A 13,238-nucleotide genomic window follows, 5' to 3' on the forward strand; every position below is an offset into this window, starting at 1 on the left:
CTGTTGTCTATTCTATCCTTCAGGTATCCCACCTCATCTTATTCCTATCGTTTCCATTCCCCCGCGCCCCGCGCATGATTAAATTACCTATTAACTACCACGAGCCGCTGCCGGCGGCTTTCTATCCGGCTTCGGCTCCGCTACCCTTTTCTCGCGCTGATTTTGGGGCTGACTTTCACTGGGGCGCGGCCGCGGCGGCTTACCAAACGGAGGGCGCGTGGCAGCACCAGGGCAAGGGACCCAGTATTTGGGACGATTTTACGCGCCGCAAAGGCACCATTCGGCGCAACGAGCACGGGCGCGTGGCCGCCGATTTCTACAACCGCTACGAAACCGACCTGGACCTGGCGCGGGGCCTCGGCCTGACTGATTTTCGCTTTTCGGCGGCTTGGTCGCGGGTGCTGCCCGAAGGCCTGGGGGCCGTAAACCGCCGCGGCCTCGACTACTACGACCGTCTGGTGGATGCCTGCTTAGAGCGCGACCTGCGGCCCTGGCTCACCCTCTACCACTGGGATTTGCCCAGTGCCCTGCAAGCCCGTGGCGGCTGGACCAATCGCAGCATTGTGGGCTGGTTTTCAGACTATGCCCAAATCATGGCCCGCCGCCTCGGCGACCGGGTGCAGCACTGGGCGGTGCTGAACGAGCCAATGGTATTTGTGGGCGCGGGGCACCTGCTGGGCGTGCACGCGCCCGGCCGGCGGCACCTTGGGGCGTTTCTGGCGGCGGCCCACCACGCCACGCTGGCCCAGGCCGAAGGTGGCCGCGCCCTGCGCGCCCTACTGCCCGATTCGGCCCAGATTGGTACCACGTTTTCGTGCTCGCACCTCACGCCGCACCGCCCGGGCAACCGCAACGACGAGGCCGCCACCCGCCGCGCCGATGCCCTGCTAAACCGCTTTTTCGTGGAACCTACCCTCGGCCTGGGCTACCCCGTGGCTGAGCTACCCGCCCTGCGCTGGCTGCTGGAACGCTACCTGAAGCCCGGCGACGACCAGCGCATGAAGTTCAGCTTCGACTTTTGGGGCGTGCAGAACTACACCCGCGAGGTGGTGAAATTCTCGCCCTGGCTGCCCTTGCAATGGGCCACGCTGGTGCCTGCCAAGCAGCGCGGCGTGCCCCACACCGACATGGGCTGGGAGGTGTTTCCAGAGTCAATTTACCACATGCTGAAGCAGTTTGCTGCCTACCCCAACGCCCCCAGGCTGCTGGTAACCGAAAGTGGCTCAGCGTTTCCGGACGTGGTGCAGGACGGCCGCGTGCCCGACCCCGCCCGCCGCGCCTACCTGCAGGCCGCCATCGGCCAGGTGCTGCGCGCCCAGCAGGAAGGAATCGACGTAGGCGGCTACTTTGCCTGGAGCCTGACCGATAATTTTGAATGGGCCGAAGGCTACGGCCCCCGTTTTGGGCTCATCCACGTCGATTACGAAACGCAGGAGCGGATTGTGAAGGACTCCGGGCGCTGGTACCAGCAGTTTTTGGGCGGTACTGCAGTGGCGAGTGAGCCGGAGCGCGCCGCTGCGGAACGGGTGTAGCGTGGCCGCACTAGGTTTGCGCTATGCTACAGCAGCATGTCCCGGCAGCTCAGAAACTTCTCAATGAGCTGCTCCGGCTGCTGCTCGTCAAATTCCCCAAAGCCAAGCACGAAGGCCGGGGCTGGCTGCACAAATTTGATGGCTTGATTCACCGCTTGCAAGTAGGGGCTGAGTCGGTTCTTATCACCATCGGCAGCAGTCATTTCGGCGTCCCAGCGCAACGCCCCCGGGTCTTTGCGCACCAAAAACGGAATTATGAAGGGGATAAACCGGCTAAAAATCGGGTTTTCATCGCTGGTCAGCCGGGTGTCGGGCCACAGGTGAAACTCGCCGAAGGAAGCTGGTGGTACCACCACAAATTGCGCCTTCTCCAGGGTCATTTCCGCGTGCATCTCGAAGCGGTTGGGCTGGGCGTAGAACTGCGCGTAGGCCGTGTACCACACCGATATACCGGCTGGATTTATCAGTTGGTAGGGGTGAAATGAGCTGGCCACGCCCAGCCCGCCGTGGTTGCCGATAACAAGGCTATACAGCTCTCCAAACCTCGTTAAATCAGATGATTGCCGATACGGCTGATTGGTGAAGCCATAGAGATAAAAACAGGCGAAATCGGTGAGGGAAGGGCCGGTGGGGGCAGCAGGAACAATATCAGACACGAGAAGCAGCGCTAAAAGCAGGAAGGAAGCCAGCCATGAAATGGCTTCACAATACGCAAACCTACTCGCCCTGCGCGATTTTTCCCTCGGCATTAAGGGCCTGGAACGCTTCGCAGCTTGCAGGCGCTACTGACCGGAATGGTGCGCCAATGGTTGACCGACTCCATTGGGCCGCCACGGCACTTACTTTGTACCCATGCTCATGCCCGATAAGATTCCCGCTGCTGCCCGCGCCGCCCTGCTGGGCCTGGCGGTGGGCGATGCCCTTGGCGTCCCCGTCGAATTCCAGCCGCGCGCGGCCCGCATCCCTGACCCCGTGACCGGTATGCGGGCCTACGGCACGCACCGACAGCCCGCTGGTACCTGGTCCGATGATTCGTCGCTGACTTTTTGTTTGGCCGAAACGCTGGCCCTGCCCAATGGCCGGTCTGCCGTGCCCGACCTGGGGGACTTTGCCCGGCGGAGCATCGATTGGCTTAATAATTCCTATTGGACGGCCACGGGCGAAACCTTCGACGTAGGAAACGCCACCCGCACGGCCATCAACCGCCTGGAAAGGGGCGCTGCGCCCTCTTTGGCCGGCCCTCGCTCCGAATTTGATAACGGAAATGGTGCGCTGATGCGGATTTTGCCGTTGGTGTTTCATCAAACCTGGCAAGCCGAAGCGCTGGATTTGAATGCTGCCTGGGCCCTGACCGAAGCAGTGGCGAACGTGACGCATGGCCATCCGCGCTCTACGCTGGGTTGTTTTCTTTATTTGCTGGTGGCTCGTAGTTTGCTCGCTGGCCATTCACCGGCCAAGGCTTGTGAGCACATGCGGCTCCAAGCAACCCCGTGGTTGAACAATGGAAGCATTCCGGCCGTCGCTGAAGTCAAGCACTACCAACGCGTATTGAACGACGCTTTGTCCAGCCTCCCGGAGGAGCAAATTCATTCCTCCGGCTACGTTGTGCACACCCTCGAAGCGGCCCTGTGGTGCCTGCTCAGGCACGACACGTATGCTGCCACCGTGCTGGCTGCCGTGAACCTGGGTGATGATGCCGACACTACCGGGGCTGTGGCCGGTGGCCTCGCGGGCTTAGCATATGGCGAAGCAGGAATACCGGCTGAGTGGCTGGTAGCAGTGGCGCGCCGCGCCGATATCGAAAATTTAGCGGCACGCCTGACACGCTAGCAGGAAGGCTGTGGAAGCGGTGTCAGGCATATTAATCAGGGGTTTAAAGTTGCCCTCATTTTGCTATCTTGTTATATGAACACAACCCCCATGCCCCGCCCGCTGCCCAACTCCTATTGGGCCACCCCACTACTGCTCGCCTCCGAGTACCCGGGAGCCAGGGAAGAGGCCACTGCGGTACATCGGCTCGATGCGTTACTGGCCGCTGGTATTCGCGATTTTTATGACCTGACCGAAGCCGATGAGCCATTACAGCCCTACGAAGCCCTGCTGCGCGAGCGGGCGGCGCATCTGGGAGTGTCAGCTGAAAGCGTACGCTTTCGCCGCTTCCCCATTCCGGATGTGAGCGTGCCCACACCCAAGCGGTTGGCCGAGGTGCTGGCGGCCCTGGCCGACAGTGCCGCAGCGGGCCGCCGGGCCGTGGTGCATTGCTGGGGCGGCATTGGGCGCACCGGCACCGTGGTGGGCTGCCACCTGCGCCACCAGCACGGTCTGAGTGGTGATGAGGCGCTGGCCCGCATTGCGGAAGAATGGAAAGGCGTCGAGAAAAGCCAGCGCGTACTCCGCTCGCCGGAAACCGATGAGCAGGCTGATTTTGTGCGCAGCTACCAGCCGGTGGGGGCATAGCCCGCGCCCCTAAGTAGCTCTGGGCGCGGAATAAGCCGGACAGTAAACTATTGTACCGGTACCAGCCTCACGCCGGTAAATAGCTGCGGGTTGCTTACCGAAGCCATGGGCTCAATGCTCAGGCGTTTATCGTACTGACTAACATTGGCCAGTTTCAGCAGGCTGGTGTAGTCGGAGGTGAGGCCGTGCTTCGTTTTCAGGAAGAAATTATTGATTTTCAGCGTAGTCGGATTGTAGCTAACGACCAAGGCGGTGGTATCGCGCCAATAGGTGTAAATCGCCTCCGTGTTCCCCGTGGGCGATTCGCGAGGCGTCCGGTCGTGGTCGGGCCGAATGGCTTGGCCGGTTAGGGGTTTGGCTATCTGGTCGGCGTTCATGCCAATTAGGGCCGGCACATCGAAAGCCCGGTTCAAACTCAATGCCGGTGTAATCGACGGGGATTCGGAAGTGGGCTGCTCGGTGCTGGCACAGCCCAGTAGCAGGGCCAACGGGAAGAGTGGGGCGTAACGCATCGGTCAAATCGGGTAAGGTGAACAGCACTACTACGTGCCTGAGCGAGAATGTGCCATTTTTCCGGCCCTCTGTACAGCGTTGGCGCTCATGGGCCGGTCAGGGACCAAGGGAGTGGTCACTGGTCTGAGGTGGTCTGGTTAAGCAGGAGAGAATTGGGTGACATTGCCAAGTTGCTGTTATCGTTGAAATTTATAGGGCTAAAGTAGCACCACCCGCACGCAGCGGGGGCACACCATGTTGCGAATGGAAAGGCGGATGGCCCCGGCCGCGGGGGCCGGCAACACCGAAGTAGCGGATTGCAGCATCCCTCTTATTTAACGACCAGGCTGCCCCGCAGCATGTGCATGCCGCAGGTGAACTCAAAGGTGCCGGCTTGCTTGGGCAAAAATTCAATGGCCGTGGTTTTAAACGGGGCCAGGTCCCGTCGGATGTTGAAGTCGGGCAGCAGCAGCTCCTCCGAGCAGGTGCCTTCCTCGTCGCGGTAGAAGTTGAGCTGCACGGGCTTGCCGTGCTCCACCTCGATGACGTTGGGCGAGTAGCCGCCCTTCACCACGATGTCGACCTGCTGCACGCCCGCTGAGGAGGACACGGCCGCCGCCACCCGGTGCGGCGCCAGAAAGAAAAACCAGCCGACAAATGCCAGCAGGCCCGCGCCCACCAGGGTCACGATTATTTGAGAAGTATCCATCTTCTTGAATTAAAAATTAAAAATGAAGAATTAAAAATTGGTGAGTAAAAACGAACCGGGTTTAGGAGGGAACTGATTCCATTTTTAACTCTTCATTTTTAATTGGAGCAAAGCCGCGCAGGCGCAGCGAGTTGGTCAGTACCGACACCGAGCTCAGGGCCATGGCCGCGGCAGCTATCATGGGTGAAAGCAGCCAACCCGTGAAGGGGTACAGCAGCCCGGCCGCAATGGGAATGCCGAGCGTGTTGTAGATGAAGGCGAAAAACAGATTCTGCTTGATAGTCCGCATGGTTTGGCGGGAGAGGTCGATGGCCGTGACCACGCCCTGCAGGTCCGAGCGCATGAGCGTGATGCCGGCCGCTTCCATGGCCACGTCGGTGCCGCCGCCCATCGCCAGCCCAATATCGGCTTGGGCCAGGGCCGGCGCGTCGTTGATGCCGTCGCCCACCATGGCCACCACGCGGCCTTCGGCCTGCAGCTCCTTCACCTTGCTGGCCTTGTCGGCTGGCAGCACCTCGGCGAAGTAGCGCTTGATGCCCACCTGCTCGGCCACCTTGGCGGCGGTCTGCTGGTTGTCGCCAGTCATCATCACCACCTCGATGCCATCGGCCTGCAGCGCCTGAATGGCGGCCAGGCTAGACTCGCGCACCGTATCGGCCACGCCAATCAGGGCGGCGACGTGCCCGCCGATGGTGGCGTACAGCACCGTTTTGGCCTGGCTCAGCAGCTGGGCCGCGGCCTGCTCCGTTTCACTGGAGAGCACCACGTTGTGCTCGCTAAGCAAGCGCCGGTTGCCGAGTAGAATAATCTGCCCATCCACGGTAGCGCCGGCCCCCCGGCCCTCGTAGGCCTGAAATGCGGTGGCAACCAGCGGCGCGGTGCCGGAAGCGCTTCCCTGCGCGTCGGCGTAGCGCACCACGGCTTCAGCCAGGGGGTGCTCGCTCTGCCGCTCCACCGCAGCCAGCAGGGGCAGCAGGTGGGCGGGCGTGTCGCCGTTGGTGGGCACGAAATCCGTCACGGCGGGCTCGCCGCGGGTGATGGTGCCGGTTTTGTCCAGCAGCACGGTGGTTACTTTCTCCGCCTTTTCCAGGGCTTCGGCGTTGCGAATCAGTACGCCGTGCTCGGCCCCTTTGCCGGTGCCCACCATGATGGCCGTGGGCGTGGCCAGCCCGAGCGCGCAGGGACAAGCGATGATGAGCACGGCCACGAAGTTGACCAGGGCCAGCGGCACGCGGCTGGCTTCGGGGGCAAAGTCAAACCAGAGCACGAACGTGGCAATGGCAATCATGATGACCACGGGCACGAACACGGCGCTGACCTTATCAGCGAGTTGCTGAATGGGGGCGCGGCTGCCCTGGGCTTCCTCCACCAGCTTCACAATCTGGGCCAGCATGGTTTCGGCCCCCACTTTGCTCACGCGGAAGCGGAAGGAGCCCGTTTTGTTGAGGGTGGCGCCGAACACGTTGTCGCCTTCCTTCTTTTCCACCGGCAGGCTCTCGCCGGTGAGCATGCTCTCGTCCACGGCCGAACTGCCGGAGAGAATCGTGCCGTCGGTGGCCACCTTCTCGCCGGGGCGCACCACTACTTCGTCCCCCACCAGCACTTGCTCGATGGGCACGTCCATTTCCTGGCCGCCCCGCACCACGCGGGCCGTTTTGGCCTGCAACCCCATCAGCGCCTTGATGGCGGCCGAGGTCTTGGACTTGGCGCGGCTCTCCAGCACCTTGCCGAGCAGAATCAGGGCAATGATGGTCGCGGTGGTGTCGTAGTAGACCTCGGGCATGATGCCGTGCTGCTTGAACCACTGCGGAATCAGCGTGGCGGCCAGGCTGTAGAGGAAGGCTGCGCCGGTGCCCACCGCAATCAGCGTGTCCATGCTGGCGGTGCGGTGGAGGAAGCCGTTCCAGGCCGACACGTAAAACTCGCGGCCGCTATACAGCAGCACGGGCAGGGTCAGGGCCAGCAACACGTAGTTGAGCACGGGCATCGAAATGCGGCTCATCATGGCGGGCCAGAGCATGAGCATGCTCAGGGTCATGACCACGACCGCCAGGGCCACGGCTATCTGGAAGCGGCGCTTCAGATTTTCGTACGCGGCGGCTTTGCGGGCGTCGAGCTCCTCGTCGGAAGCCAGCACGTTGGCTGCCACGGCCGGGCTGGCCTCGTGCACGCCGTAACCGGCCTGCTCTACGGCGGCTTTCAGGCCAGCGCGGTCAATCTGGCTCGGCAGGTATTCGATGGTGGCCTTTTCGCTGGCTAAGTTGACGGTAGCGCTTTTGACGCCGGGCGTGCGGCTCAGGGCTTTCTCCACAAAGTTGGAGCAGGAAGCGCAGGTCATGCCCTCAATGTTGAGGGTCGCCGTTTCGGTGCCGGCAACTGGCGCCGGGGGCGGGCCCACGGGCGCGGCAGGAGCCGGGTGATGGTGCTGGGTAATTTCCATAGCAAGTAAGGTACAGTGCGAACCAGTGGGAAAACCACTGACGTCTTAACAACACCTGTTAAACTCCTTTCCGTTGGCAATAGATGTGTAGAATTGAGCTTAGCGCTTGCAACATTCGGCGGCGGTTGCATCATAGACTTGTTCTTGAATAAGAAATGGTCAAAGATTTTAGCCGACTATGATGCCTGAATTGTCTTTTTGGTTTGGCCAAGCTTGTATCCTTTGAGCAGTTCCCGTTTCTGGCGCCAAATACGACTTGGAAAACCACCGATTTCTTATTGAGGAATAAGTCTAAAGACTTGCCTGGTTACGAGTACTGCCTGCTGGACGGAGCGCAAATAGCCGCGCAGGTGTTGCGTATCGGGAAACACCAGCGACTGCACGGACTGGAACTAGCCCAGGGCCCGGCACCGCCACCGCGGCCCAGGCAAAAGGGAAGCGCATGATGGCTGGTCGGTTAACTGCTTGGTGAATAAGGAAGCGCTGCGGCATGTTTTTTTGAAAAAAGATGAACCAATGAATGCGCAAAGATTGTACGTATGAAAGTACGTTCATACATTTGTGTCAGATATGACAGCCACCCTCGTTGCCACGCCCGTTGACTTAAACCTCACCACTGAGAAGATGGAGAAGGTGGCCTTTATCCTCAAGACCACGGCCCACCCCACCCGCATTGCCATCGTGCAGCTGCTGGCGGCTACCGATAGCCTGTCGGTGACCGATATCAGCGAAAAGCTGAACGTGGAGCAAAGTCTGCTTTCGCACCACCTCTCGGGCATGAAGCTCAAAGGTATTTTGAGCTCCCATCGGGAGGGTAAAAACATTTTCTACGCCCTGAAGATGCGCGAAGTCATTGACGTGATTCAGTGCCTGGCCGGGTGCACCTTCCTGTAGGTCGCCCGGCTTTTTTTTGCAAATGAACATGAACAACCTTTCATAACTTCATACGTTCACCTGTTTTGTCATGCTGCACTACTTCGGCTATTTCGCCGCCATCTTCATTGGCCTCTCGCTGGGCATCATGGGCGGTGGCGGTTCCATTCTCACGGTGCCGGTGCTGGTGTATTTGATGGGCGTGAGCCCGGTGCTGAGCACGGCCTACTCGCTGTTTGTGGTGGGCAGCACGTCGGTGGTGGGGGCCTCGAGTTACTTCCGCAAGGGACTGGTGTCCATCCCCACGGCCATGGTGTTTCTGCTGCCTTCGTTGCTGGCGGTGTTTCTGGTGCGTAAAGTCCTGATGCCGGCCATTCCCCACGAGCTGTTCACGGTGGGCAGCATCGTCTTCACCAAGGACCTGCTGGTGCTGGTGGCCTTCGCGGTGCTGATGGTGGTAGCGGCCACATCCATGATTCGCAGCAAGCAGGCCGAAGAAGTGCTCGACCACGAGCTGGGCCACAAAGCCCCGCTCAACTACCCACTCATTCTGGGCATCGGCTTGGTGGTGGGCCTGCTCACGGGCTTTGTCGGCGCGGGCGGTGGCTTTCTCATCATCCCGGCCCTGGTGCTGGGGGCGCGCCTGCCCATGAAGCTGGCCGTGGGCACGTCCCTGGCCATCATTGCCCTGAACTCCTTGATTGGTTTCACCGGCGATTTGAGCGCCGGCACCCCCATCGCCTGGTCGTTCCTGCTCGGCTTTCTGGCCTTTGCCCTCGGCGGCATCGTGCTGGGCACCTACCTGGCCCGCTTCATCCCGGGGGCCAAGCTCAAGCCGGCGTTTGGCTGGTTCACGCTAGCCATGGGCACCTTCATTTTGGTGCGCGAGCTGGGTTTTCACTAAGTTATTTCACCGAGCTGACAGCTGTCAGCTAATCGCTTTTTTCCTCATCCTCCAACCCACTCGTTGTCATGAAAATTGAACAGTTTGAAGACCAGAGCCTGTCCCATTTCTCTTACGCCATCCTGAGCGAAGAAACCCGTGAAATCGTGCTGGTGGACCCGGCCCGCAACCCGCAGCAATACAACGATTTCGCTAAAGTAAACGCCGCCAAAATTGTGTGCGTGCTGGAAACTCACCCGCACGCCGACTTCGTGTCGTCGCACCTGGAAATTGCACAGCACACCGGGGCGGTTATCCGCGTAAGCAAGCTGCTCGGGGCCGATTACGCCCACGAGGCTTTCGATGAGGGGCAATCCTTCACGGTGGGCGAGCTGACCTTCCGCGCCTTGAATACCCCCGGCCACTCCCCCGATTCCATCAGCATTGTGCTCGCCAGCGCGGAAAAAGATGTGGCCGTGTTCACGGGCGACACGCTGCTCATCGGCGACGTGGGCCGGCCCGACCTGCGCGAAAAAGCCGGCAACATGACCGCCAGGCGCGAAGAGCTGGCCAAGCAGATGTACCATTCCACCCGCGAAAAGCTCATGACGCTGGCCGACGACGTGCAGGTGTACCCCGCCCACGGCGCGGGCTCGCTCTGCAGCAAGGGCATGGGCGGGGCCAACAGCAGCACCATCGGCACCGAGAAAACCGGCAACTACGCCCTGCGCCCGCTCTCGGAAGAAGCATTTGTGAAAGAGCTGCTGGCCGACCAGTCCTTCATCCCCAAGTACTTCGGCTACGACGTGGAACTCAACAAAGCCGGCGCGCCCGCCTTCGCGCCCAGCGTGGCCGCCGTGCCCCGCCTGGCCCCCGGCTCCGACCCCGCGCCCGGCGTGCTGGTGGTGGATGCCCGCCCCGAAGCCGACTTTAAAAAGGGCCACTACGAAGGTGCCCTCAACGTGCAGCAGGACGGCAAGTTCGAAACCTGGCTGGGCTCCATCGTGGGCCCCGAAGAGATGTTCTACCTGGTCGCCTCCGACGACAAAACGCTGGAGGACCTGATTGAGAAAACTGCCAAAATCGGCTACGAGTCCCTAATCCAGGGGGGCATGGTGGGCACGCCGTCCACGGAGGCCACCCTGCCCCAGCTGGACGTGGAAGCCTTCCGCGCTCACCCCGACCGCTACACGATTGTCGACATCCGCAACGCCTCGGAAGTGAAAGCCGAGCCCCTGTTTGCCGGCGCGCTCAACATCCCGCTGCCCGAGCTGCGCGAGCGGGCCGCCGAAATTCCGACTAACAAGCCCGTGGTGGTGCACTGCGCCGGCGGCTACCGCTCGGCGGCGGGCAGCAGCATCGTGGCCCCCGCGCTGCGCGGCACCGAGGTGTTTGACCTGGGCGAAGCCGTGAAAACCTTTCTTCCCGCTGCGCACTAATCGGGTCTGGGGCGGTGGCTGCTGCGGGTTTTTCCAGAAGCGGCCGTCCCCACTCATACCCCTTTATCCTCCCTTTATTTTTAGCTACTCCCTTTTTCTTTCCCTCCTTGCCATGTTTGGTCTTTTTAAAAGTACGCCGCCCGCGTACCACAACCTGACGGCCGCGCAGTTTGCCGAGGGCGTGCGCCGGTCCGGTGCCGTGCTCGTGGACGTGCGCCGCCCCGACGAGTTTGCCGGCGGTCATATTCCCGGCGCCGTGAACATCGAAGTAACGGCCCCCGATTTTGCGCAGCGAGTGGCCGCGCTCGACAAAGCCAAGCCCACCTACGTGTACTGCCGCAGCGGGGCCCGTTCCTCGAAAGCAGCCGCCCAGCTCAGCGCCGCCGGCTTCACCCAGGTGTACAACCTGCCCGGCGGGGTCCTCGACTGGCCCCAGCCCCTTACCCGCTAAATCCGCCCCTTATTATGATAGACTTTTTGCAACAACCCTGGCCCTGGTACGTGGCCGGGCCCCTCATCGGCCTCACGGTCCCGGCCCTGCTGCTCGTCGGCAACAAGGCCCTGGGCATCAGCAGCGCGTTGCGCCACGTGTGTGCGGCCTGCGTGCCGGCCGGCATTCCCTTTCTGACCTACAACTGGCGGGCCGAAATCTGGAACCTGGTGTTCGTGGTGGGCATCGCCCTCGGCGGCTTCATCGGCTACCAGCTGCTGGGCCATCCGGATACCATCGCCATTTCGCCCGAAACCGTGCGCGACCTCAAGGCCGAAATGGGCCTGACCGACTTTACGGGCCTGCTGCCGCGCGAGCTGTTCGCCCTGGAGAATCTGTCGAACTGGAAAGGGTGGGTGTTCCTGGTGCTCGGCGGCTTTCTCATCGGCTTTGGCACGCGCTACGCCGGGGGCTGCACCTCGGGCCACGCCATCTCGGGCCTTTCGAATCTGCAGTGGGTGTCGCTGGTGGCGGTTATCGGCTTCTTCGTGGGCGGCCTGCTCATGACCTGGGTTATCTACCCCCGCTTGTTTTAACAGTTAGCAATCATGAAAAACGGTAAATACCTGGTGCTGGGCGCGTTGTTCGGCATCATCCTGACCAAGAGCGAAGTCATCAGCTGGTGGCGCATCCAGGAGATGTTCCGCTTCCAGAGCTTCCACATGTACGGCGTCATCGGCTCGGCCGTGGTGGTGGGCATGATTTCGATTCAGCTCATCAAGCGCAACCGCCTTAAAACCATCAACGGCGAGGAAATCAGCATCGCCGACAAGAAATACAGCCACGGCACCTGGATAGGTGGCACCATTTTCGGCCTGGGCTGGGCTCTGACCGGGGCCTGCCCCGGTCCGCTCTTCGCGCAGCTGGGCTCCGGCGTGGGCATGGGTGCGGTGCTGGTAATGATTCTGGCCGCCCTGGCCGGCACCTGGACCTACAGCGCCCTGCGCGAAAAGCTGCCCCGCTAACCGGCTGGATTAGTCGGCGCGCTATTTTTTCGCCCGCATCACCCGGGCCGGGCGCTTTCTGTTTCCGCGCGAGTGGGGGCGGGAGCCATTTTATATGTTTTTGCCCCGCGAGGCGGGAGGAAGGCTTCGGGGGCCTCGACGCGGCCGTGTTGCTGCTGGGCTACACCGCACCTGCCGGGCCTCAAAGCCGAGGCGGGCTGCGGCCGCTACTACCTGCCCGACGTGCGCGACACCCGCTTCAATAAGTACGGCATGCCCGCGTACCACCAGCTGAATGCCTCACTGAGCTATGCCAGGCCCCCCTGGCTGCCGGGCCTGCGGGGGCTGTTGCTCTACGTGTGGAAGGATGCCTTGGGTTGAACCTGCGGCGAAGGCCGCTACGTGGTCAATAAGGTCGATATGCACCTGCTGAATGTGATTCTCAACTACGAGTTCTTACCCTTTTTCCATTCTACATGTACGCTTCACTTCGTCTTTTCGCTGCCGCTGCCTTGATAGTGGACGGTGCCGTCGTCCAGGCCCAAACCGCCCCGGCTAGGCCCGCTGCGGCCAAAACCACTCCGGCGCCGTCCACCCCGGAATTTACCGGGGCCGTGGCCGACCAGGCTGCTTACAAAGTCGTGTACCAGCTCGACAGCGACGACCCCAAGCTCATCAGGATGACCCTGCGCAACATGAAAAACGCGCTGGAAGACCCACGCCTGAAGGGCAAGCTGCAAATGGAGCTGGTCGCCTACGGGGGAGGGACGGATGTGTTCCGCAAGGCCCAGCCCTACGAGCCCGAGCTACTGGCGCTGAAGGAGAAAGGCGTGATTTTGGCCCAGTGCCTGAACACGATGAAAGAGCGCAGCATCAGCAAGGAAGAGTTGTTTCCGTTCATCTTTTACGTGCCCACCGGCAACGGGGAGCTGATTATCCGCCAAACCCAGGGCTGGGCCATCGTGCATCCGTAACGTCC

Annotated in this window: 15 protein-coding genes; 11 read left to right on the forward strand and 4 right to left on the reverse strand. The window is 61.5% G+C overall.

Annotated elements, in window-relative coordinates; translation table 11 throughout:
- Nucleotides 1-74: 74 nt before the first annotated feature.
- Nucleotides 75-1,532 (forward strand): GH1 family beta-glucosidase, encoded by a 1,458-nt coding sequence (locus IEW17_RS01265; protein ID WP_188560201.1) that lies wholly within the window; start codon nt 75-77, stop codon nt 1,530-1,532.
- A gap of 26 nt (nt 1,533-1,558) precedes the next feature.
- Here IEW17_RS01265 and IEW17_RS01270 read toward each other — a convergent pair whose 3' ends face one another.
- Complete coding sequence (locus IEW17_RS01270; protein ID WP_188560202.1) at nt 1,559-2,188, reverse strand: hypothetical protein; 630 nt, start codon at nt 2,186-2,188, stop codon at nt 1,559-1,561.
- Nucleotides 2,189-2,390: 202 nt separating this feature from the next.
- Between IEW17_RS01270 and IEW17_RS01275 the strand changes: the two genes are divergently transcribed.
- Complete coding sequence (locus IEW17_RS01275; protein ID WP_188560203.1) at nt 2,391-3,362, forward strand: ADP-ribosylglycohydrolase family protein; 972 nt, start codon at nt 2,391-2,393, stop codon at nt 3,360-3,362.
- A gap of 75 nt (nt 3,363-3,437) precedes the next feature.
- Entirely contained in the window at nt 3,438-3,989 is a 552-nt protein-coding gene (locus tag IEW17_RS01280) for a protein-tyrosine phosphatase family protein (RefSeq protein ID WP_188560204.1), read from the forward strand.
- Between the two features lie 47 nt (nt 3,990-4,036).
- On the opposite strand, the gene IEW17_RS01285 is transcribed toward IEW17_RS01280, so the two are convergent.
- The 3 genes from IEW17_RS01285 to IEW17_RS01295 all read right to left on the reverse strand — a co-directional run bounded on the left by IEW17_RS01285 (nt 4,037) and on the right by IEW17_RS01295 (nt 7,630).
- Complete coding sequence (locus IEW17_RS01285) at nt 4,037-4,501, reverse strand: hypothetical protein (RefSeq protein ID WP_188560205.1); 465 nt, start codon at nt 4,499-4,501, stop codon at nt 4,037-4,039.
- A gap of 311 nt (nt 4,502-4,812) precedes the next feature.
- Entirely contained in the window at nt 4,813-5,190 is a 378-nt protein-coding gene (locus IEW17_RS01290) for a cupredoxin domain-containing protein (RefSeq protein ID WP_188560206.1), read from the reverse strand.
- Nucleotides 5,191-5,251: 61 nt separating this feature from the next.
- A complete protein-coding gene (locus IEW17_RS01295; protein WP_188560207.1) occupies nt 5,252-7,630 on the reverse strand; it encodes a heavy metal translocating P-type ATPase in 2,379 nt (792 codons plus the stop codon).
- A 570-nt stretch (nt 7,631-8,200) separates the two neighbouring features.
- Between IEW17_RS01295 and IEW17_RS01300 the strand changes: the two genes are divergently transcribed.
- From IEW17_RS01300 to IEW17_RS01335, 8 genes are all read left to right on the forward strand, one after another.
- Nucleotides 8,201-8,524 (forward strand): ArsR/SmtB family transcription factor, encoded by a 324-nt coding sequence (locus tag IEW17_RS01300; protein ID WP_229748721.1) that lies wholly within the window; start codon nt 8,201-8,203, stop codon nt 8,522-8,524.
- 70 nt (nt 8,525-8,594) lie between these two features.
- Nucleotides 8,595-9,407, forward strand: coding sequence for a sulfite exporter TauE/SafE family protein (locus tag IEW17_RS01305; RefSeq protein ID WP_188560208.1), 813 nt, complete (start codon nt 8,595-8,597; stop codon nt 9,405-9,407).
- Nucleotides 9,408-9,475: 68 nt separating this feature from the next.
- Nucleotides 9,476-10,825: a rhodanese-like domain-containing protein gene (locus IEW17_RS01310; protein ID WP_188560209.1), complete on the forward strand. Its 1,350-nt coding sequence runs from the start codon at nt 9,476-9,478 to the stop codon at nt 10,823-10,825.
- Between the two features lie 112 nt (nt 10,826-10,937).
- Nucleotides 10,938-11,276, forward strand: coding sequence for a rhodanese-like domain-containing protein (locus IEW17_RS01315; protein WP_188560210.1), 339 nt, complete (start codon nt 10,938-10,940; stop codon nt 11,274-11,276).
- Between the two features lie 14 nt (nt 11,277-11,290).
- Nucleotides 11,291-11,851: a YeeE/YedE family protein gene (locus IEW17_RS01320; RefSeq protein ID WP_188560211.1), complete on the forward strand. Its 561-nt coding sequence runs from the start codon at nt 11,291-11,293 to the stop codon at nt 11,849-11,851.
- A gap of 12 nt (nt 11,852-11,863) precedes the next feature.
- Complete coding sequence (locus tag IEW17_RS01325) at nt 11,864-12,280, forward strand: DUF6691 family protein (protein WP_188560212.1); 417 nt, start codon at nt 11,864-11,866, stop codon at nt 12,278-12,280.
- 222 nt (nt 12,281-12,502) lie between these two features.
- On the forward strand, nt 12,503-12,640 hold the full coding sequence (locus IEW17_RS01330) for a hypothetical protein (RefSeq protein WP_188560213.1): 138 nt from the start codon (nt 12,503-12,505) through the stop codon (nt 12,638-12,640).
- Nucleotides 12,641-12,735: 95 nt separating this feature from the next.
- The gene (locus IEW17_RS01335) at nt 12,736-13,233 is read left to right on the forward strand and encodes a DsrE family protein (protein ID WP_188560214.1); all 498 of its coding nucleotides are present in this window, start codon (nt 12,736-12,738) and stop codon (nt 13,231-13,233) included.
- Nucleotides 13,234-13,238: the final 5 nt, after the last annotated feature.

Source organism: Hymenobacter frigidus, from assembly GCF_014640435.1.
Taxonomy (GTDB): domain Bacteria; phylum Bacteroidota; class Bacteroidia; order Cytophagales; family Hymenobacteraceae; genus Hymenobacter; species Hymenobacter frigidus.